18 protein-coding genes and 2 tRNA genes are annotated in these 19,950 nt (G+C 68.8%); 15 read left to right on the top strand and 5 right to left on the bottom strand.

Annotated elements, in window-relative coordinates:
* The first annotated feature begins 24 nt into the window (after window positions 1–24).
* The 4 genes from gad (at window position 25) to JS278_RS09425 (ending at window position 5,152) form a co-directional block, all read left to right on the top strand.
* Complete coding sequence (gene gad / locus JS278_RS09440; protein ID WP_114044949.1) at window positions 25–1,431, top strand: glutamate decarboxylase; 1,407 nt, start codon at window positions 25–27, stop codon at window positions 1,429–1,431.
* 249 nt (window positions 1,432–1,680) lie between these two features.
* Window positions 1,681–2,340, top strand: coding sequence for a succinate dehydrogenase cytochrome b subunit (locus tag JS278_RS09435; protein ID WP_245935304.1), 660 nt, complete (start codon window positions 1,681–1,683; stop codon window positions 2,338–2,340).
* Window positions 2,337–4,400: a fumarate reductase/succinate dehydrogenase flavoprotein subunit gene (locus tag JS278_RS09430; protein ID WP_220149954.1), complete on the top strand. Its 2,064-nt coding sequence runs from the start codon at window positions 2,337–2,339 to the stop codon at window positions 4,398–4,400. The genes JS278_RS09435 and JS278_RS09430 overlap by 4 nt, the downstream gene beginning before the upstream one ends.
* Window positions 4,397–5,152: a succinate dehydrogenase/fumarate reductase iron-sulfur subunit gene (locus JS278_RS09425; RefSeq protein WP_114044947.1), complete on the top strand. Its 756-nt coding sequence runs from the start codon at window positions 4,397–4,399 to the stop codon at window positions 5,150–5,152. The genes JS278_RS09430 and JS278_RS09425 overlap by 4 nt, the downstream gene beginning before the upstream one ends.
* Before the next feature lie 226 nt (window positions 5,153–5,378).
* Here JS278_RS09425 and JS278_RS09420 read toward each other — a convergent pair whose 3' ends face one another.
* Together JS278_RS09420 and JS278_RS15840 are read right to left on the bottom strand one after the other, a co-directional pair.
* Entirely contained in the window at window positions 5,379–5,936 is a 558-nt protein-coding gene (locus tag JS278_RS09420; RefSeq protein ID WP_147243183.1) for a hypothetical protein, read from the bottom strand.
* A gap of 269 nt (window positions 5,937–6,205) precedes the next feature.
* On the bottom strand, window positions 6,206–6,592 hold the full coding sequence (locus tag JS278_RS15840) for a hypothetical protein (protein WP_147243182.1): 387 nt from the start codon (window positions 6,590–6,592) through the stop codon (window positions 6,206–6,208).
* 13 nt (window positions 6,593–6,605) lie between these two features.
* Here JS278_RS15840 and JS278_RS15835 point away from each other — a divergent pair, with 13 nt between their 5' ends.
* The gene (locus JS278_RS15835; protein WP_147243181.1) at window positions 6,606–6,887 is read left to right on the top strand and encodes a hypothetical protein; all 282 of its coding nucleotides are present in this window, start codon (window positions 6,606–6,608) and stop codon (window positions 6,885–6,887) included.
* A 220-nt stretch (window positions 6,888–7,107) separates the two neighbouring features.
* On the top strand, window positions 7,108–8,175 hold the full coding sequence (dusB, locus tag JS278_RS09415) for a tRNA dihydrouridine synthase DusB (RefSeq protein ID WP_245935303.1): 1,068 nt from the start codon (window positions 7,108–7,110) through the stop codon (window positions 8,173–8,175).
* An 11-nt stretch (window positions 8,176–8,186) separates the two neighbouring features.
* On the opposite strand, the gene JS278_RS15830 is transcribed toward dusB, so the two are convergent.
* The gene (locus JS278_RS15830) at window positions 8,187–8,804 is read right to left on the bottom strand and encodes a hypothetical protein (RefSeq protein WP_147243180.1); all 618 of its coding nucleotides are present in this window, start codon (window positions 8,802–8,804) and stop codon (window positions 8,187–8,189) included.
* A 4-nt stretch (window positions 8,805–8,808) separates the two neighbouring features.
* Entirely contained in the window at window positions 8,809–9,393 is a 585-nt protein-coding gene (locus JS278_RS09405) for a hypothetical protein (protein WP_114044945.1), read from the bottom strand.
* 128 nt (window positions 9,394–9,521) lie between these two features.
* On the opposite strand from JS278_RS09405, the gene JS278_RS09400 reads away from it, so the two are divergent.
* The 7 genes from JS278_RS09400 to JS278_RS09370 all read left to right on the top strand — a co-directional run bounded on the left by JS278_RS09400 (window position 9,522) and on the right by JS278_RS09370 (window position 16,101).
* Window positions 9,522–10,598, top strand: a complete 1,077-nt coding sequence (locus JS278_RS09400; protein ID WP_425451503.1) for an HD domain-containing protein — start codon at window positions 9,522–9,524, stop codon at window positions 10,596–10,598.
* Window positions 10,599–10,615: 17 nt separating this feature from the next.
* Window positions 10,616–12,496: a DNA primase gene (gene dnaG, locus JS278_RS09395; protein ID WP_114044943.1), complete on the top strand. Its 1,881-nt coding sequence runs from the start codon at window positions 10,616–10,618 to the stop codon at window positions 12,494–12,496.
* A 126-nt stretch (window positions 12,497–12,622) separates the two neighbouring features.
* Window positions 12,623–13,456, top strand: coding sequence for a sigma-70 family RNA polymerase sigma factor (locus JS278_RS09390; protein WP_114044942.1), 834 nt, complete (start codon window positions 12,623–12,625; stop codon window positions 13,454–13,456).
* Window positions 13,457–13,516: 60 nt separating this feature from the next.
* Entirely contained in the window at window positions 13,517–14,065 is a 549-nt protein-coding gene (locus JS278_RS09385) for a hypothetical protein (protein WP_114044941.1), read from the top strand.
* A 63-nt stretch (window positions 14,066–14,128) separates the two neighbouring features.
* A tRNA-Asn gene (locus tag JS278_RS09380) sits at window positions 14,129–14,204 on the top strand.
* A gap of 65 nt (window positions 14,205–14,269) precedes the next feature.
* Window positions 14,270–14,345 (top strand) — tRNA-Asn (locus JS278_RS09375).
* A 103-nt stretch (window positions 14,346–14,448) separates the two neighbouring features.
* Complete coding sequence (locus tag JS278_RS09370) at window positions 14,449–16,101, top strand: ABC-F family ATP-binding cassette domain-containing protein (protein ID WP_114044940.1); 1,653 nt, start codon at window positions 14,449–14,451, stop codon at window positions 16,099–16,101.
* Between the two features lie 6 nt (window positions 16,102–16,107).
* Here JS278_RS09370 and JS278_RS09365 read toward each other — a convergent pair whose 3' ends face one another.
* The gene (locus tag JS278_RS09365) at window positions 16,108–17,511 is read right to left on the bottom strand and encodes an alpha,alpha-trehalose-phosphate synthase (UDP-forming) (protein WP_114044939.1); all 1,404 of its coding nucleotides are present in this window, start codon (window positions 17,509–17,511) and stop codon (window positions 16,108–16,110) included.
* Between the two features lie 177 nt (window positions 17,512–17,688).
* Between JS278_RS09365 and otsB the strand changes: the two genes are divergently transcribed.
* Both otsB and cysK read left to right on the top strand, forming a co-directional pair.
* Complete coding sequence (gene otsB / locus JS278_RS09360) at window positions 17,689–18,594, top strand: trehalose-phosphatase (RefSeq protein ID WP_181833687.1); 906 nt, start codon at window positions 17,689–17,691, stop codon at window positions 18,592–18,594.
* A 414-nt stretch (window positions 18,595–19,008) separates the two neighbouring features.
* Window positions 19,009–19,944: a cysteine synthase A gene (cysK, locus tag JS278_RS09355; protein WP_114044937.1), complete on the top strand. Its 936-nt coding sequence runs from the start codon at window positions 19,009–19,011 to the stop codon at window positions 19,942–19,944.
* The last annotated feature ends 6 nt before the right edge of the window (window positions 19,945–19,950 follow it).

The following is a 19,950-nucleotide window of genomic DNA, read 5'->3' as shown; positions in this document are numbered from 1 at the left end:
CACGACGTAGGAAGGGATCCGCCCATGTCACTGCACCGCATCTCAGGTCAGCAGCACCACGAGAACCCGTCGCCCGTCGAGCTGAATCCGGTGTTCGTCAGGCCGGGTGAGGCGTCCGCGCTGCCGAGAATGCGGATCCCCCACGACGAGAGCCTGCCGGAGACCGCCTACCAGATCGTCCACGACGAGGCGATGCTGGACGGCAACGCCCGGCTCAACCTCGCCACCTTCGTCGGCACCTGGATGGAGGACGATGCCAACCGCCTCTATCTGGAGGCCGCCGACAAGAACATGATCGACAAGGACGAGTACCCGCGCACCGCCGAGATCGAGAACCGGTGTGTCACGATGCTCGCCGATCTGTGGCACGCCCCGGATCCCGAGCACACCGCCGGCACCTCGACGATCGGCTCCTCGGAGGCCTGCATGCTGGCCGGGCTGGCCCTCAAGCGACGGTGGTCCCATGCCCGGCGGGCCGCCGGGAAGCCCACCGACCGGCCCAACCTGGTGATGTCGAGCGCGGTGCAGGTCTGCTGGGAGAAGTTCTGCAACTACTGGGAGGTCGAGATGCGCCAGGTGCCCGTCTCGATGGAGCACAAGGTGCTCGACGGCCACGACCTGGCCGACTACGTCGACGAGAACACCATCGGTGTGGTGGCGATCATGGGTGTCACCTACACCGGAATGTACGAGCCGGTCGCCCGGATCGCGGAGGCCCTCGATCGGATCCAGGCCGAGACCGGCCTGGACGTCAGGATCCACGTCGACGGCGCCTCCGGTGCGATGATCGCCCCGTTCATCCAGCCGGATCTGGAATGGGACTTCCGGATCGAACGGGTGGTCTCGATCAACACCTCCGGACACAAGTACGGACTGGTCTACCCGGGCCTGGGGTGGATCGTGTGGCGCACCGCCGAGTGCCTGCCCGAGGACCTGGTCTTCCGGGTGAGCTACCTGGGCGGGGACATGCCGACCTTCGCCCTGAACTTCTCCCGGCCGGGCGCCCAGGTGCTGCTGCAGTACTACCTCTTCATGAGGTTGGGATTCGCGGGATATCGGCGCGTCCAGCAGACCTGCAGCGACGTCGCCACCCACCTGGCCACCGAGATCGGCGCGGTGCCGGCCTTCGAGCTGTGGAACGACGGCTCCGACATCCCGGTCTTCGCCTGGCGGATGCGCGAGGGCCACACCGAGAACTGGGACCTGCACCACCTGGGAGACCGGCTCAGGATGAAGGGGTGGCTGGTGCCCGCTTACCCGATGCCCGCCGATCTGGAGGATCTCACGGTGCAGCGGGTGGTGGTGCGCAACGGCTTCAGTCGCGATCTGGCCGATGCCTTCCTGGCCGACCTTCGCGAGGAGGTCGACTTCCTGGACTCGTTGGATGCCCCGATGCCCCGGACCGGACACTCCAAGGCCTTCCACCACTGAGCCGGATCCGCGCTGTGCAGGATTACCGTGGGGCCCCATTTCGGACCCCGGGTCGGCTCGCCCCGCAACCCTTCACTACACTCTGTCGTACCGGAGACGGTGTCGTACCCGAGTTCTGAACGGAGTGTGGGCATGAGCGTCCCGCAATGGATCACTGGAGAACGGGAAGGGCTCGCACCGGTCGGGGACGTGGTGGTCCCCGCCGGCGGGCGTCGGACCAGGCCCTCCAACGTCGCCCTCAAGGTGACGATGGCGGTCACGGGCACGATCTTCGCGCTGTTCGTCCTGGTGCACATGATCGGGAACCTCAAGGCCTTCATGGGGCCCGAGGAGTACAACTCCTACGCGGCCTTCCTGAGGACCCTGCTGCATCCACTGATCCCCTATGAGGGGGTGTTGTGGATCCTGCGGATCGTGCTGCTGGTGTGTCTGGTGGCCCATATCCTGTCGGGGGTCACGATCTGGGTGCGCGGACGCCGCGGCCGCGGCGCGCATCGCCGCCGCCGGATGGGTGCCCTCACCTGGGGCGCTCGCACCATGCTGGTGTCGGGGATCCTGCTGCTGGTCTTCATCGTGGTGCACATCCTCGATCTGACGATCGGCGCCGGTGTGGCGTCGGCCGGATACCAGGCTCCGGTGCGGACCGGCTCGGCCGAGGTGAACGTCTACGCCTATCAGAACCTGGTCGCGAGCCTGTCGCGGCCTGCGATGGCGATCTTCTACAGCGCTCTCATGCTGGTGATCGGCGTCCACCTGGTTCAGGGGGCCTGGAGCGTCATCAACGATTTCGGCGGCACCGGCGCCAGGCTGCGCAGAATCTGGATGCTCGTCGGAATTCTCATCGCACTGGCCATCGTCGTCGGAAACGGCGTGCTGCCGATGCTCGTCCTCGCAGGGGTGATCTCATGACCGGGCCCTCATCCGTCAACAGGTTCATGGAGAGGATCCGGCCTCGTCCTGCCGACCACCGGTCGGGGGGTGAGCGTTCGCCCCGGCACACGCCGGCCCGCGACCACCTGGGTGCTGCGCAGCAGCAGGCCGGCTACCGGATCGGCGACGAGCTGGACGCGAAGGTTCCCGAGGGTGATCCGCTGACCGCCTGGGAGCGCCGCCAGAACGAGTACCGTCTGGTGAACCCGGCCAACCGGCGAAAGATGTCGGTGATCGTGGTGGGCACCGGGTTGGCGGGGGCCGGGGTGGCGGCCAGCCTCGGTCAGCTCGGGTACCACGTCGACTGCTTCAGCTTCCACGACTCGCCGCGACGGGCCCACTCGGTGGCCGCTCAGGGAGGCATCAATGCCGCGCGGGCCAGGAAGGTCGATGGGGACACCCTCGCCCGGTTCGTCAAGGACACCGTCAAGGGCGGCGACTACCGGGGCAGGGAGGCCGACGCGGTGCGTCTGGGCACCGAGTCGGTGAAGGTCATCGACCACATGTACGCCATCGGAGCCCCCTTCGCCCGCGAGTACGGCGGCCAGCTGGCCACCCGATCCTTCGGCGGGGTGCAGGTCTCGCGCACCTACTACACCCGCGGCGAGACCGGCCAGCAGCTGGAGGTGGCCTGCTCCCAGGCCCTCCAGGAGCAGATCGACGCCGGCACCGTGACGATGCACAACCGCACCGAGATGCTGGATCTCGTCGTGGCCGACGGCCGGGCGCAGGGGATCGTCACCCGCGACCTGCTGAGCGGGGAGGTCCGGCCCTGGACGGCCCATGTGGTGATCCTGTGCACAGGCGGGTACGGATCGGTGTACCAGTGGTCGACGCTGGCCAAGGGCTCCAATGCCACCGCCACCTGGCGGGCTCACCGGCAGGGCGCCTATTTCGCCAGCCCGTGCTTCGTCCAGTTCCATCCCACCGCCCTGCCGGTGAGCTCCCACTGGCAGTCCAAGACGACGCTGATGAGCGAGTCGCTGCGCAACGACGGGCGGATCTGGGTGCCGAGGAAGCCCGGAGACGACCGTCCGGCCGACGAGATTCCCGAGGATGAGCGGGACTACTACCTGGAGCGCAAGTACCCGGCCTTCGGCAACCTCACCCCGCGCGACGTGGCATCGCGCAACGCTCGTACCCAGATCGACTCCGGGCACGGCGTCGGACCGCTGCACAACTCGGTGTTCCTGGACTTCCGCGACGCCATCGCCCGGCTCGGCCGCGACACCATCGCCGAGCGCTACGGCAACCTGTTCAAGATGTATCTCGACGCCACCGGGGAGGACCCCTACCGGGTGCCGATGCGCATCGCTCCCGGAGCCCACTTCACGATGGGCGGGCTATGGGTCGACTACAACCAGATGAGCACCATTCCGGGGCTGTTCGTCGGCGGCGAGGCCTCGAACAACTACCACGGCGCCAACCGCCTGGGCGCGAACTCCCTGCTGTCGGCTTCGGTCGACGGCTGGTTCACGCTGCCCAGGGCCGTGCCGGACTATCTGGCCGGATTCGTCGGCGAGAAACCTCTGAGCATCGGCGCGCCCGAGGTGGGCAGCGCGGTCCGGAGGGTTCACGACCGGATCGACGCGCTGCTGGGCAACAAGGGCACCCGCCGACCCGAGTGGTTCCACCGCAGGCTCGGCGACATCCTCTACGAGCACTGCGGGGTGAGCCGCGACGAGGCCGGACTGGTCGAAGGGCTGGGGAAGGTGCGTGCGCTGCGCGACGAGTTCTGGCGCGACGTCCTGGTGGTCGGCTCCGGAGGACGGCTCAACCAGGAGCTGGAGAAGGCCGGCCGGGTGGCCGACTTCATCGAACTCGGCGAGACGATGATCCTCGACGCCCTGGACCGGCGGGAATCGGCCGGCGCCCACTTCCGCACCGAGTACGCCACCCCGGAGGGTGAGGCGAAACGCGACGACGCCGACTGGGCTGCGGTCTCGGCATGGGAGACCACACCCGAGGGGGAGCATGTCCGTCACAGCGAGCCGTTGGCATTCTCGCTGATCAAGCTGCAGGTGAGGGATTACCGATGAAGGTCACACTGGACATCTGGCGTCAGGACGGCCCGCGGGCCAAGGGCCGTTTCGAGACCCACGTCGTCGAGGACGCCGAACCCGAGATGAGCCTGCTGGAGTTGCTCGACCGGCTCAATGACCAGATCATCGAACAGGGCGGGGAGCCGATCGTCTTCGAGTCCGACTGCCGCGAGGGGGTGTGCGGCTCCTGCGGATTCATGGTCAACGGGGTGCCGCACGGGCCGGTGCCCAACACCCCGGCATGCCGACAGCATCTGCGGGCCTTCCCGCAGATCCGGCGATTCAGGCTGGAGCCGCTCCGATCGGCCGCCTTCCCGGTGATCCGCGACCTGGCGGTCGACCGCACCAGCCTCGACGCCCTGGTGAGGGCCGGTGGCACCGTCGATGTGCTCACCGGCACCGCCCCGGACGCCGACACCGTGCCTCAGCCACACGAGGAGGCCGAGCGGGCACTCGACTTCGCCTCATGCATCGGCTGCGGGGCCTGTGTGGCCGCCTGCCCCAACGGTGCGGCGATGCTCTTCGCCGGCGCCAAGCTGGCCCACCTCGCCCGGATGCCGCAGGGCAGGCAGGAGCGCGGGCGGAGGGCCCGGCGGATGGTCGACTCCCTGGACGAGTTCTTCGGGCCGTGCTCGATGTACGGGGAGTGTGCGAAGGCCTGCCCGGTCGGCATCCCGCTGACCGCGATCGCCACCGTCAACAAGGAGCGGCTGCGTGCCGGATTCAGGGGCCGCGGCAGGGACGACTGACTTTGTAGGGATCTGGACGCCCGGGTGACGGAAAAGCCGAAGTCAGCCACTCCGGTGGTGTTTTTTCATTACCGACCTCAGGCGATGAGCGGCGTTCTGAGCCGCTGCGGCGGCCAGATCGGTGCCGTCTTGCCCGTCCCTTTTCCTGATCCACTTCGGCAGTGGAATAACGCTGCCGAAGTGGAGGGGAGGAGGGGTGTCGGGGGTGGGGCGGAGGATGGCAGGCTCAGGAGGGTCTGACGTTGACCGACAGGAGTTCGCGCACCGGGAGGGTCCGTGACGCCGTGCGGGTCATCGGGATCGTGCCCGACTGACCCAACGCGCTCCACGACACCGTCCACGACGCCGTGGCCCGCACCTGGCGATCGCCGCGCTTCTGATACCGGTACCCGCAGTCAGGAGACTCCGCCCGCGGCTCAGCCGACACCGGACGCCGGGTCATCGACGTGCACCGGACCACCGCCTCCCCCATATCGAAACTGACACCGGTGCGCACCGCCGTGATCGAGACCGTGACCCCCTGATTCGACGCGGTCGACGCCACCCGGGCCGACGACCCGTCATAGAGCCACAACGGCTGGCCCACCGCCACGATGTGCCACCGGTTGACCGACGGGTCGGGATCGATACCGACACTCGGCGCGGGGAGCCTCACCGAGGCCGCCGCCGAGATCGCCCAGGCCCGCACCTGCGCCGCAGACGGGCCCGAGGCTGCTCCCGCCGGTGCTGCTGCCGGGTCCGGCTCGTACAGGACGCCTTCCCGCCCACCATTGCCATTGGTCACCGCAGCCCCACCCCCACCCGAGGATCCCGAACCACCACCAGCACCGCTCGAGGAACTGCCACCTCCACCGCCACTCGGAGCAGGACCAGAACCCGACGACCCCGACCCACCTGAACCCGAGGAACCCCCACCACCAGAAGAGCCCGACTGAGTCGCTGAGACTCCCAAGCCGTCTGGACCGCCGATGATGCTGACTTCGGCGAGTGCGGAAGGCGTGCCCATGCACAGAGTCAGAACGACCGAGATTCCTAGACCCGATAACGGGAAGCCTATTTTTCGCATGTCTCCACCCGGACAGAATCGCCCTCTGCAATAGCCAGACGCGTACCAATTCTGACGAAATACAGATCATCCTGCCGCAATGTTCCACGTCCAGATCTCTTTCCGTTCCGATCTAGGAGTATGACTTCTCTCGCGTCCACGCAGGCCCGAATCGCGATCTCTGCGTCTTTGCTCCTAGCGGATTTTCTGAGGCTGATGATTCGGTATCGGGACCCTGCCTCGGCCTTTGTTCCTAGTTTTGCAAGCTTTGAATAGGCTTCCTGAACGTCTTTCTCGTATTGTCCGGTCACCAAGACCTGCATCTCTGCTGGCAGTGTCGAGGCGCCACCGGCTTTCTCAAGACGCAACACTTGATCCAAGTACTTCGCGTACACCGCCTTCGCCTCCGTGAACAGCGGATCCTCCGACGGTGTCGGACTCGGCGTCCCTGGCGAACCACTGGGCGTCACCGTCGACGCACCAGAACCGGACCCCGACGCCCCGGCCCCGGCGTCACCCCCACCGCACCCCGCCGCGCCGGACGCCATCACCACAGCCAGCCCGACAGCCACCCACCGCCGCGCACCGACAACGCGCACCCGCCCCATCGATCGCGCACTTCCCGCCCACCCCTCAGCCCGCACCATGGCCGAACAATGGCAGATCGCCGCCACGAATGCCAGACCCTGACGGCCGATCTGTGGAAAACACCGGACTGTGGAAAACTCCTGAGTTCGCGCTCGTGCTCCGATGCGGGAGCTCAGCAGCGTGTGGCAGGGATGTGGCAGGGAGTCGTGCTCCCCGACCGGTCCGCAGGTAGCATGTCCCGGTGCCTGAGATCCCACCCCTCGTCCTCACCGCTCCGTCGGGCGGCCGGGTCGTCTCGGCGACCCCGGTGGTGCTGGCCCCGATGGCCGGCGTCACCAATGCCGCGTTCCGCCAGCTGTGCGCCGAACAGGGTGCGGGTCTGTACGTCTGCGAGATGATCACCTCGCGCGGGCTGGTGTACGGCGATCACAAGACCCACGACATGCTGGCCTTCGCCGACATCGAGAAGACCCGCTCCGTACAGCTCTACGGGGTCGATCCGGGCATGATCGCCGAGGCCACCGCCATCCTGTGCGAGAAGTACGCGGTGAATCACGTCGACCTCAACTTCGGCTGCCCGGTGCCCAAGGTCACCCGCAAGGGCGGCGGGGGAGTGCTGCCCTGGAAGTCGGACCGCTTCGCCGCGGTGGTACGGGCTGCCGTGGAGGCCGCCGACCGGCACGGCGTCCCGGTGACCGTCAAGACCCGGATCGGCATCGACGACGACCACACGACCTACGTCGATTCCGCCAGGCAGGCCGCCGAGGCCGGCGCCGCAGCCGTCTGCCTGCACGCCCGCACCGTCGCAGAAGCCTATGCGGGCCACTCGCACTGGGAGGCGATCGGCCGGCTGGTGCAGGCGGTCGACATCCCAGTGCTCGGCAACGGCGATATCTGGGAGGCCTCCGACGCCATGGAGATGGTCAGCCGCACAGGCTGCGCCGGAGTCGAGGTGGGACGCGGCTGCCTGGGGCGGCCCTGGCTGTTCCGTGATCTGGCGGACGCCTTCGCCGGACGCGACCGGCGCACCCTGCCGAGCCTGGGGGAGGTGGCGGCGATGATCCGCCGGCACGCCGAACTGCTTGTGAAGTACGAGGGGCCGCACGGGTTGATCGACATGCGCAAACACATGGCCTGGTACCTCAAGGGCTTCCCGGTGGGAGGCGAGACCCGGCACGCACTGGGCAAGATCTCCAGCTTCGAGGAACTTGACGCCCTGCTGGCGACCCTCGATGCCGGCGCCCCCTTCCCCGCCAAGGAGCTGGGCCGTCCCCGGGGCCGGCAGGGCACCCCTCGGCGAAAGGTCGTCATGCCGATGGGCTGGCTGGACGGTCGGGTCCTGGACGACACCGACCTGTCGGAGGCCGAGCTGGGCGTCTCGGGCGGCTGAGTTCCAGGAGGTCAGCCGACCGGCAGCATGCCGGTGAGAATCACCGAGGAGATCATCGGCGCAGCGAGCGCCAGCGCCAGTCCGAAGGCGCCGACCAGCCTGCTGGTGCGGTTGGCCAGCGAGACCGCCCCGGTGATGAGGCCCGCCAACCCCAGCATGGTCGCCACGATCTGGGCGATGAGCCCTCCGATGCTGATCTTCAGCAGGGACTCGATCACCGCTTCATCCGCGACCGCGGTCTCAAGGTCGGTACTGGTCCAGCTGTCGATGGTGACGACGCCGGCGACCACCGACAGCACCAGGGCGACGACCGACAGCCCCAGTGACACCCATCCCAGGCTCGATTGTCTCTCAGGAGGCTGGGCGATCGGGTAGTACTGCGGCGGCTGTGCCGCAGGCTCGTAGTACGGCGGCTGGGCGACCGGGTAGTACTGGCCCGGCTGATACTGCGGGGTCTGAGGCGCCGGTCCAGGAGCCGCATACTGAGACCAGGAGTACGGCGGAGTGGGCTCTGAAGCGGGGTACCCGCTCTGCCAGGGCTGGGAGATCTGTTGGGTGGGCTCATTCCAGCCGGTCGTCGAAGGAAGCGGGCGAGTGGGCTCGGGGCCCGATCGGGGATCGTCGCTCATGCGATCACAGGGCCGGGGCAGCGGCGAGCATCATGGCGCTGACAGACAGGAAGGGTGCGAGCACGGCCAGGACGATCGCGCTGATGCCCAGCGCCCTGGCATTGCGGAACCTGATGGCCATCGCGCCCACGATGATCGCCGCGATGCCCAGCCCGGTGGGGATCAGCTGGCCGAGCATCGCCATGCCGAGATGCACGTACGCGGAATCGGTGGCCGAGGTGTCGGGAAAGTCGCCCTCGCTGCTCAGGGTGACGCCGGTGATGTTGTACAGATCGACGATCGCCAGCCCGGAGACCCAGCTGAGGATGAACGACACCACCAGTGCGGCTCCGACCAGGCAGATGGCCACGATCCCCTTGATGGAGCGCTCCTCGGCGGATCCGGAACCCGGCGAGGAGATCCCCCAGGTGTCGCCGCCCCCCGACTGTGCCGCGTACGGGGCCGCATACGGGTTCGGGTCGTAGGGACTGGAACCGTAGGGGCCGCCGGCCGACCCTGCGGTACTGCCAGGACCGCTCCACCCCGCATTGCCGTCAGGCGACCAGGAGTCCTGGCTCGGGGGGTTCCAGCCGTTCGGATCCTGGCTCATCGTCACTCCATCGGATGTCTCGTGTGCGGTACCTCCGATGCTATCGGCGGGCGAGTCGCCCGGTCCGGGTTTGGCATGCTGGGGACATGGCAGAACTGTCGCAGCGATCGAGGGCCTGGGCACGCACCATGTCTGGTCATGACACCGACGGGGGAATCGTGACCTGCCACGCCACCAGCTCCGCGATCCTGGAACCCGGGCCGGTGATCGGCAGGACGGTCCGCGAGGAGCGAGAGGCGGCGATGCTGCGGCCGGGAGCCGCCATGGCCCGCGGCGCCGGCGATCGGGCGATCCCCGAGGAGCCCGATGCCGAACGGACCTGCTTCGAGCGGGACCGCGACCGGATCGTCCATTCCACGGCCTTCCGCCGGCTCGCCGGCAAGACCCAGGTCGTCGTCCACCCCACCGATCACCAGCGCACCCGGCTGACCCATGCGCTGGAGGTGGCCCAGGTGGCGCGGTCCATCGCTGCCGGCATCGGCGCCAACGTCACCCTGGCCGACGCCATGGCGATGGGCCACGACTGCGGCCACGGGCCGGGCGGGCACGCCTCCGAGGAGGCCTTCGACCTCTTCCTTCCGGAGGGCTTCGATCACGCAGTCTGGGGGGCCGACGTCGCCCTGATCTCGCTCAACCTGTGTGCGGAGACCCTCGACGGCATCCGCAACCACTCCTGGTCACGTCCGGCACCGGCCACCGTGGAGGGGGAGGTGGTCTCCTTCGCCGATCGCATCGCCTACTGCGCCCACGACCTGGAGGATGCCCAGCGGGCCGGCATCGTCTCGATCTCCGACCTGCCCGATGAGGTGCGAGAGGTCGCCGGATCGGACCGGCGGACCCAGTTGTCGGTGTTCATCCGTTCGGTGATCGACACCACCTGCGCCACCGGCCGGGTATCGATGGAGGCCGCCAGAGCAGCGGCGCTGGCAGAGCTGCGTCGGTTCAACTATGAGCGCATCTACACCCGCCCGGAGTCGGTGGGCCAGTCCGAGGCCGTCGTCGAGGTGCTGCGGGGGCTGGTCACCTACTATCTGGCGCATCCGCGGCTGGTGCCGTCGGAGTTCCTGGCCTCTGATGCCGACCGGTCCCATCAGGTGGTGGCCTATGTCGCCGGGATGACCGATCACTTCGCCTTCTCGAGGGCCGAGGAGCTGTTGGGCTGGGACGCAGCCCGCCTGCCGGTGGGAATGGGCCGCGGCTTCTAGGACGTAGGATCGAGGCCATGGCCGGGCGGATCAACGAAGAGGATATTGCGCTGGTCCGGGAACGGGCACGGATCGACGAGGTGGTGGGGGAGTACGTCGCCCTCAAGAACGCCGGAAGCGGTTCCCTCAAGGGACTGTGCCCCTTCCACGACGAGAAGACCCCCAGCTTTCAGGTGACGCCTTCCCGCGGCCTGTTCTACTGCTTCGGGTGCGGCGAGGGCGGTGACACCATCACCTTCGTCGAGAAGATCGACAACCTCTCCTTCGTCGAGGCCGTCCAGAGGCTGGCCGACAAGGTCGGGGTCCAGCTGCGAATCGTCGATGACGGCCGGCCGGGCATCGAGCCCGGTCTGAGGATGCAGATCCTGGAGGCCAACGAGGAGGCCGCGAGGTTCTACCAGGCCCAGATGACGTCGGCCGAGGGGCTCATCGCCCGCCAGTTCCTCGACGGGCGGGGATTCGGGCGCGACGCCGCCGAGCAGTTCGGCATCGGCTACGCGCCCCGCGGCGGGCACGTGCTGCGCGACCACCTCCTGGCCAAGGGATTCGCCCCCAAGGCGCTGGTGAGCTCGGGACTGGTCCGCGACAAGGGCTGGGACTTCTTCCAGGGCCGGGTACTGTGGCCCATCAGAGACTCCGGGCGCTCGGTGCTGGGCTTCGGGGCCCGGCGCGTCCACGACGACGACCGGATCCCGGCGAAGTACGTCAACACCCCCGAGACCGTCGTCTACAAGAAGTCCCACGTCCTCTACGGCCTCGACCTGGCCCGTTCGGCCATCGGGAAGAAGCGCCAAGCGGTGGTCGTGGAGGGATACACCGACGTCATGGCCGCCCACCTGTCAGGCGTCGAGACCGCGGTGGCAGCCTGCGGCACCGCCTTCGGCAACGACCACGCGCGGCTGCTGCAACGCCTGATGGGCAACAACGGGGCGCTGTCGGGGGAGGTCGTGTTCACCTTCGACGGCGACGCCGCCGGCCAGAAGGCGGCCCTCAAGGTGTACCAGGGCGACAGCGAGTTCATCTCCCAGACCTATGTCGCCGTCGAACCCACCGGCCTGGACCCCTGCGACCTGCGGATGCAGAAGGGAGAGGAGGCCGTGCGCGAACTGGTGGCCCGCCGTATCCCGCTCTACCGCTACGTGATGAACAACGTCGTCGCCGGTTTCGATCTCGACCGTGCCGACGGCCGGCTCGCCGCGGTGCGTGCCGCCGCACCGCTGGTCTCCAGCATTCGGGACTCCTCCCTGGTGAGCGGATACCTGCGCGAGCTCTCCCAGGTCGTGGGGATGGACGTCGACGAGGTGCGGCGCGAGGTCGCCCGGGCCCGGCGGAGCCCGGCACCGATGCCGGTGCGCGAGATGGCGCCGGACCCGCAGCCCGCACCGGCGGCCGAGGCTCCTGCGGGCCTTCCCTGGCCCGACCCCTCCGACCGGCGCCTGGATGCCGAGCGGGGATTCCTCAAGCTGGCCCTTCAGCACCCCGACCTCTTCGACGGCCAGTGGGATCAGGTGGAGGTCGAGGATCTCCGCCACCCCGCCTACCGCGCGCTGTTCGGGGCGCTGAGCCGGCTTCCGGCCTTCCAGGGGTCCCCCCAGGCCTGGCAGCAGGCCGTCGCGGATGCGATCACCGATCCGACGGTCAGGCAGCTCGAGGTCGCGCTGCTGGTCGAACCGGTGCTCGCCGCCGAACCGGACCGGCGGTACGCCGCCGCCTATGCCGCCCAGGTGAGGCTGAGGTCGCTGACCGACGACATCGCCAACCTGAAGTCCCGTCTGCAGCGGACCAGTCCCACCGCCGACAGGTCGGCCTACAACGCGATGTTCACCGACCTGGTCGAGCTCGAGGCGATGCGCAATGAGCTGCTCCAGAGCGGCCCGGCAGCCGTCGACGTCCCGTGAGCCGCCTGCGAACCGGCCCCGGAAGCCGGAACCCCGTTCTGTGACGCCTGTGGACGGGAATATCTCCGTCCACAGATCCGGCGCAGTCCCTGGACCGCCGTCACCTCCCGGGGTCACGGTGGCGTCATGGAGTTCAAGGAATTCGTCTCGGCAGGGAGGTCGCGGCTCGCGGCCCAGGAGGAGTGGGAGCTGTTCGGGCGGCTGGAGGCGGGGGTGCTGGCCGCAGAGCTGCTGGACGGCCTCGGTGGCGTCCGGCATGACGCCACCGATGAGGAGCTGAGGGTCCTGGTGGCCGAGGGCCGCCTGGCCGCCGTGCAACTGTGGAGGGCGACGCTGGGCATGGCCGTCAAGGTCGCCGCCAACCTGGCCCAGTTCTCCGGCGGTCCGGGCGAGGACATGGAGCAGGCGGGATGCGTGGGACTGGGCGAGGCCATGCAGCGCTTCGACCGCGCCAAAGGGGTGAGGTTCATCACCTTCGCCTGGGTCTGGGTGCGCAGACGCGTCTCCGAGGAGCTGCTGTCCAGCGACGCCGCCCGCACCGTGTGGCGCCGCCGCACCGAACGCGCGGTCGACAGGCGCGCCCTCAGCCTGGCCATGACGCTGGGACGCGAGCCCAGCGATGACGAGCTGGCAGCCTCGATGGGGGTCGACGAGCACTGGATCCGCCAGCGCCGCGACCCGGGTGGGGATGTCCTGGTGGGGGATCCGACGTCGATCGCCGAGGCGGAGCACCACCCGAGCGACCGCTGGGCCGCCGAATGGCTCGGCGAGGCGATCGCCGAGCTGCCGCGCCTGCAGCGCAGGATCATCGAGCTGCGCTTCGGCCTGGGCGGCCCGTCCCTGCCGCGCCATGTGGTGGCCGCCGATCTGCGGGTCACTCTCGGCGTCGTGCGAAGACTGGAGAGCCAGGCCCTGGCGATCCTGCGCGAGGCCAGGACCTCGTCGCGCGACGCCGCCTGAACCTCCTCGGCCACGGGGCCGTGTGCCGGATCCTCCTCAGAATCTGGGAGAATCGGCGCCATGGGTCAGCGGTGGGGTCGGATCATGCACGCGTTCTCGGGGGACCGGGGCCCTGGGCCGCAGGCCCTGGCCGGGGTCGTGGCCGTCATAGGCGTCCGGCACCCCCACGTGCTGGCGTGGGGCACCGGCAGTGACGAGGACCGCCCGGTCACCGTGGTCGCCGTGGACGAGGGTCTGGTGATCGTCGACGCCGGGGGCACCTCCAGGGCCGTGGCCTGGCACGAGGTGGTCCGCGGCGGGTGGCGGTCCAAGACGTCGGCCCTGCACTGGACCTTCCTCGATCGCGCAGAGGACTCGGTGAAGCTGGACCGGCCCGGAGACCTGCCGGCGGTCTTCAATGACCGGGTCACGGCCTCAATCGTGGTGCGAGAACCCCTCGATGTCGACGGAGGACGGGTCACCGTGGCAGGACGGCGCCGGCTCGGAAGCCTCGACGACGGCGCCATCCAGTGGACCGCGGTGGCCGACGGCGAGGCCGACCTCACCGATCCGGTCACGGAGAGCCGGGTTCTGGAGGCCACCGCGAGGCTGCGCGAGGCGTGGCGCTGACGCTCTCCCGATTTCGCCTTGCCGTGCGACACTGCTAGAGTCTCTTCTCGCGTTGAGGGTCGATCCCCTGTAGCTCAATTGGCAGAGCATCTGACTGTTAATCAGAGGGTTACTGGTTCGAGTCCAGTCGGGGGAGCCATCAACGAGGCGGTGCCGAGGGCCGGAGCGATCCGGTACGCGGGCAACGCAGGCGTCCTGCGCCGATCCCCTGTAGCTCAATTGGCAGAGCATCTGACTGTTAATCAGAGGGTTACTGGTTCGAGTCCAGTCGGGGGAGCCACGATCATCCGTCGACAAGGAGAGTCCGTTGAAGCTCTGAGGACCGGCATCCGCACTCGCGGCTGCCACACAGCCCCGCATCCCGCGAGCCCAAGGATCCTCACATGTCTTCGCACTCCTCGGTCGTCATCGACCATCTCACCTTCGCCTGGCCTGACGGCACCGCGGCGATCACCGACCTCAGCTGCACCTTTCCTCCCGGCCGCACCGGCCTCATCGGTGACAACGGTGTCGGCAAGACCACCCTCCTGCGCCTCATCGCCGCAGACCTGACACCCGTCTCCGGAACGATCACCCGCGCCGGCACCCTGACGCTGCTGCGCCAGGACGTGGCGTCCGCTCCCGGCTCCACGGTCTCGGACCTGCTCGGGATCGCCGAGGTGCGCTCGGCACTGAGGGCGGTGGAGGCGGGTTCCGTCGACACCCGCGACTACGACGTCATCGCAGACCGATGGGATGTCGAGGCCAGAGCAGTCGCCCGGCTCGACGAACTCGGGCTGGGCGACGACGAATCCCTCCTCGACCGGCCCGCGCTGAGTCTGTCGGGCGGCGAGGCGACTGCCGTGGGACTCGCCGGAGCCGAACTCGCCGGCGCCGACGTCACACTGCTCGACGAACCGACGAACAACCTCGACGAGGAGGCCCGGCTACGCCTCTACGACACGCTCGACCGCTGGCCGGGAAGCCTCATCGTGGTCTCGCACGACCGGCGGCTCCTGGACCGGCTCGAGACGATCGTCGACCTGGATCCCCGCGGCGCACGTGTGTTCACCGGTTCTTTCGGCGAGTACGAGCAGGTGCGCGAAGCCGAGCAGGCCGCGGCCGAGAGGTCCCTGGCCCAGGCCGAGGCCGACGTCCGACGGATCCGCCGCGCGGCGTCGGCCGACCAGCAGCACAAGGCCCAGCGAGACCGGGCCGGGCGCCGGGACGCTGCACGGTCAGGGATGGGGAAGGGAGCCCAGCACTATTACCAGAACCGGTCGGAGAAGGACGGCGCATCCAAGGCGAGGGCACGCGCCGACCAGGCCGTTCGGGCCGGAGCCGTCCGGGCGGCCGCGGACGCCGCGGCCCGGCTGCCCGACCGGATCCGCATCGACCTGCCCGACACCGGGGTCGCCGAAGGCAAGCGTGTGCTCGCCGTGGCCGTCGGTGACCGTTCGCTGCGCATCGACGGCCCCGAGCGCATCCGCATCACCGGGGCCAACGGCGTCGGCAAGAGCACCCTCCTGCGGATCGCCCTGGGCGAGGAAGACGAGGATCTCCTCCGGCGTGCCGGGACGCTCTTCGCCGGGCCGTTGCACAGCCTCATCGCGCCGGCGGTGCCGGTGGGCCTGCTGGGCCAGCGTGACGACCTGGACGCCTTCGCCACACCTCTGGAGGCCGTCCGGGCGTCAGCCCCCGACCGGCTGCCACAGCAGGCTCGCGGCCTGCTGGCGAGGGTTCTGGTGACCGGCGAGATGGTCAACCGGCCGATCGCCGGGCTCTCGGGAGGGGAACGCTTCCGGGTCGCCCTGGCTCGGATGCTCTTCGCCGACCCGGCTCCGCGGCTGCTGGTGCTCGACGAGCCCACCAACAACCTGGACATGGCCTCGGTGGACCATCTCGTCGAGGCTCTCGAGGACTACCGTGGGGCGGTCCTCCTCATCACCCACGACAGCTGGCTGGCCGACCGGCTGAGCATCGACAGGCAGTGGGAGCTGGAGGCCGGCGAGGACGGAACCGGGATCACCGACCGCGACATCCGCGAGGCCCGCTGACCCTGGTCATTCCCCCTCGAGCTGATTGAGGAAGGAGTCGGCCCACAGGTCGATGTCGTGCTCGAAGACCTGCCGGCGCATCGCGCGCATCTTGCGAGCCTTGACCCGCGGCGAGTCGTGGACCGCGCGCAGGATGGTCGCCTTCATCCCGTCGATGTCATAGGGATTGACCATGTAGGCCTGCTTGAGTTCCAGCGCGGCTCCGGCGAACTCGGAGAGCACCAGCGCGGAGTCGCTGCGCGACCGGCAGGCCAGGTACTCCTTCGCGACCAGATTCATCCCGTCCAGCAGCGGCGTGACGAGCATCACGTCGGCGATCTGGTACATCCCGGTGAGAGTCTCGCGGGGCACCGAGGTGTACCGGTAATTGACGGCGCTGCGGGCCAGGGAGGCGCTCTTGGAGTTGATCCGGCCCACCAGCAGGTCGATGTCGTCGCGCAGGATCCGGTACTCCTCGACCCGTTCTCGCGACGGAGTGGCCAGTTGGAGGTAGACCACCTCCTCCGGGTTCAGCTCGCCGCTGTCGAAGAGCTCGCCGACTGCTCGCACCCGGTTGCGCAGCCCCTTGCTGTAGTCGAGGCGGTCGACCCCGAAGAGGATGGTGGACGGATCGCCGAGGTCGGCGCGCAGCTTGCGGGCCTCCGCCTGCACCTTCGGGGAGTTCGCCAGTTCGGCCATTCCGGCGGCGTCGATCGAGATCGGGAAGGCCTTGGCGGTCACCATGCGCCCGTCGGAGAGGTGGACCCGGCCCCTGGCGCCCTCGATGCCGGGCTGCCGGCGCGCCAGGCGCAGGAAGTTGGAGCCGTGTCCGGGAGTCTGGAATCCGACCAGGTCGGCGCCGAGCAGGCCGTTGATGATGCCGTTGCGCCAGGGCAACCGATTGAACAGCTCGATCGGCGGGAAGGGGATGTGGAGGAAGAACCCGATCCGCAGGTCCGGTCGCATCTCACGCAGCAGCTGGGGGACGAGTTGGAGCTGGTAGTCCTGCACCCAGACCGTCGCGCCGTGTTCGGCGCGGTCGGCGGCCGCCTGGGCGAAGCGCCTGTTCACCCGGCGGTAGGCGTCCCACCACTCGCGGTGGAAGACGGGTTCGGCGATGCAGTTGTGGTAGAGCGGCCACAGCGTCGCGTTGGAGAAGCCCTCGTAGTAGCGCTCCACCTCGAGCTCCGAGAGGGCGACCGGGATGACGTCGTAGCCGTCATGGTGGAAGGGCTCCACCTGCTCGTCGGCCGCGCCGTGCCAGCCGATCCATGCCCCCCCGCGAGCCTGCATGACGGGTTCCAGGGCCGTCACCAGACCGCCCGGGGAGGATCTCCAGTCCACCGTCGAGTCATCGTTGACGATCCTGTCAACGGGCAGCCGATTGGCGACGACGATGAATTTCGCGGTCTCCTGGACAGATTCGGACATGTGGCCCCCTTCGGTCGATGCGCCCGGGATCGGGACGGACGGGTCCGGGCAATCCCGTTCGGACGCGCCGACACCACCGTACCAACGAGGTCACGCGCGGCCCCGGGCGTGACCTCGAGGGTGGCCGGGTCCGCAATGCCGGACACCCGGACCGTCACGATGTGTGACGATGGTGAGGTGCCTGCCACCGCGACCTCGCCCGAGCCACCTGCACCGCCGACCGGCGGGTGGATCGCCACCTCCTCGGCCGGTCGCGCCGTCCTTGACGCGGCGGCCGCGGACCCCGACGGCACCCTTCTCGCCATGGATCTCGACGGCACCCTGGCCCCCATCGTCGAGGACCCCGATGACGCGGAGGTCCTGCCGCAGGCCCGGGCGGCGCTGGAACTGCTCAACAACCGGGTCGCCACCCTGGCGGTGATCACCGGGCGCCCGGTGCGGCGGGCCCGGCAGATGCTGGATCTGGACCGGCCCGGCCTCGACCGGATCGTCATCCTGGGCCAGTACGGGGTTGAGAGCTACGACGCCGCCACCGGCCGGATGCACATCCCCGAGGCGCCGCCCGTGGTGGAGCAGGCGAGACGTCGGTTGGAGCATGCCGTGGTCGTCGCCGCCTCCTCGGATCCCGGAACCGTCGGCACGATGGTCGAGGTCAAGGAGGGAGCGGTGGCCCTGCACACCCGCCGGGCCGCCGACCGTGAGCTGGCCTGGAGCGTCCTGGCTCCGACCGCCAGGAGGTTGGGTCGGGAACTGGGGCTCTTCATCGAGGAGGGCCGCGAGGTGGTCGAGCTCACCGCCTGGCACACCACCAAGGCGGATGCCCTGACCGGTCTTGTCGAACGGACCCGCCCCTCGACAGTGCTCATGTGCGGCGATGATCTCGGCGACCTTCCGGCTCTGGATGTGGTGGCCGGACTGATCGAGAAGGGCGGTCACGGCGCCAGGGTGGTGTCCTGGTCGGCCGAGCAGCCCACGGTGGCCGGTCGTGCCGACGTGCTGTGCGACGCGCCGCCCGGAGTGGCCCGGTTCTTGGAGGAGCTGGCGCGAAGGATCGGAGCGGAACACCTGGGTATCGGAGAGTGAGACTGGATCTCACACTATGGAAGAATGTGAGAGGTGTCTTGGAATTGCCGACGGCCTGTGCTTACATTGTCAACGGCGCCACGGAAAGTGGCACAGGGGAAAGGTTTCGAGGTGGACGACATTCGCTCCGCAGGCTTGCAGAACGCTCAGTGCGCGGCCGCGATGTCGATGTCCATGTGCTCGCGCCCCTGTTGTCGAAGCTGACCCATCGGGCTCGTCGCTGAGTCCCTCGCAGTCGCCGGCAGCCTGAATCCGGCTCCCCGCCCCCGAGTCGGGCGAATGAGCCGTACCCGGACCCCACCGGTTTGTCATCCGGTGTCTCGACACCTTTTCGGTGCGAGAGCAACACGATTCGCAGCAAGGAATCCGCGCCCGTTGACGGATTCATCACACACAGGTAAGGACAACGCAGACATGGCCAAGATCGCCAAGGACATCACCGAGACCATCGGCGGCACCCCGCTGGTTCGCATCAACCGGCTGTTCCCGGACTCGAAGGCCACCATCCTGGCCAAGCTCGAGTTCTTCAACCCGGCCTCCAGCGTCAAGGACCGCATCGCCAGGTCCATCGTCGACGCAGCCGAGGAGTCCGGCGCTCTCAAGCCGGGCGGCACCATCGTGGAGGCCACCTCGGGCAACACCGGCATCGGGCTGGCCCTGGTCGGCGCCGCCCGCGGCTACCGGGTCATCATCACGATGCCCGAGACCATGTCGAAGGAGCGCCGCTCGCTGGTGCGACTGCTCGGCGCCGAACTCGTCCTCACCCCCGGTGCCGACGGTGTGCCCGGCGCCAACGTCAAGGCCGGCGAGATCGTCAAGGAGACTCCGGGATCGATTCTGGCCAGCCAGTTCGACAACCCCGCCAATCCCGAGATCCACTACGCGAGGACCGGCGAGGAGATCTGGGAGGACACGGACGGCAGCGTCGACATCCTGCTCGCGGGAATCGGCACCGGCGGCACCGTCTCGGGCGCGGGCCACTATCTCAAGGAGAAGAACCCGCAGATCAAGGTCATCGGCGCTGAGCCCGCCGAGTCCCCGGTGATCACCAAGGGCCAGAAGGCACCCCACAAGATCCAGGGCTGGGGCCCGGGATTCGTGCCGGAGAATCTGGACAGGTCCGTCGTTGACGAGATCCTGCTGGTGCCCGGCGACGAGGCCGTCGCTCTGGCCCGGCGCGCCGCCTCCGAGGAGGGCATCATCACCGGTATCTCCGGCGGCGGTGCCCTGCAGGCCGCCGGCCAGCTGGCCGCCCGGCCCGAGAACGCCGGCAAGACCATCGTCGCGATCATCGCCGACACGGCCGAGCGCTACCAGTCCACCGCCCTGTACGAGGGACTGCTCGACTGATACGGA

This window comes from Acidipropionibacterium virtanenii, from assembly GCF_003325455.1.
In the GTDB taxonomy this organism is placed as follows: Bacteria; Actinomycetota; Actinomycetes; order Propionibacteriales; family Propionibacteriaceae; genus Acidipropionibacterium; species Acidipropionibacterium virtanenii.
The sequence above is the reverse complement of the archived record's forward strand: the minus strand, read 5'-3'. Positions and strand labels throughout refer to the sequence as shown.

What these genes read in the sequence shown, in the direction of transcription:
- gad (WP_114044949.1), top strand. Translation starts at nt 25, where the DNA reads ATGTCACTGCACCGCATCTCAGGTCAGCAGCACCACGAGAACCCGTCG.
- JS278_RS09435 (WP_245935304.1), top strand. Translation starts at nt 1,681, where the DNA reads ATGGCGGTCACGGGCACGATCTTCGCGCTGTTCGTCCTGGTGCACATG.
- JS278_RS09430 (WP_220149954.1), top strand. Translation starts at nt 2,337, where the DNA reads ATGACCGGGCCCTCATCCGTCAACAGGTTCATGGAGAGGATCCGGCCT.
- JS278_RS09425 (WP_114044947.1), top strand. Translation starts at nt 4,397, where the DNA reads ATGAAGGTCACACTGGACATCTGGCGTCAGGACGGCCCGCGGGCCAAG.
- dusB (WP_245935303.1), top strand. Translation starts at nt 7,108, where the DNA reads ATGGCCGGCGTCACCAATGCCGCGTTCCGCCAGCTGTGCGCCGAACAG.
- JS278_RS15830 (WP_147243180.1), bottom strand. Translation starts at nt 8,804, where the DNA reads ATGAGCGACGATCCCCGATCGGGCCCCGAGCCCACTCGCCCGCTTCCT.
- JS278_RS09405 (WP_114044945.1), bottom strand. Translation starts at nt 9,393, where the DNA reads ATGAGCCAGGATCCGAACGGCTGGAACCCCCCGAGCCAGGACTCCTGG.
- JS278_RS09400 (WP_425451503.1), top strand. Translation starts at nt 9,522, where the DNA reads ATGTCTGGTCATGACACCGACGGGGGAATCGTGACCTGCCACGCCACC.
- dnaG (WP_114044943.1), top strand. Translation starts at nt 10,616, where the DNA reads ATGGCCGGGCGGATCAACGAAGAGGATATTGCGCTGGTCCGGGAACGG.
- JS278_RS09390 (WP_114044942.1), top strand. Translation starts at nt 12,623, where the DNA reads ATGGAGTTCAAGGAATTCGTCTCGGCAGGGAGGTCGCGGCTCGCGGCC.
- JS278_RS09385 (WP_114044941.1), top strand. Translation starts at nt 13,517, where the DNA reads ATGGGTCAGCGGTGGGGTCGGATCATGCACGCGTTCTCGGGGGACCGG.
- JS278_RS09370 (WP_114044940.1), top strand. Translation starts at nt 14,449, where the DNA reads ATGTCTTCGCACTCCTCGGTCGTCATCGACCATCTCACCTTCGCCTGG.
- JS278_RS09365 (WP_114044939.1), bottom strand. Translation starts at nt 17,511, where the DNA reads ATGTCCGAATCTGTCCAGGAGACCGCGAAATTCATCGTCGTCGCCAAT.
- cysK (WP_114044937.1), top strand. Translation starts at nt 19,009, where the DNA reads ATGGCCAAGATCGCCAAGGACATCACCGAGACCATCGGCGGCACCCCG.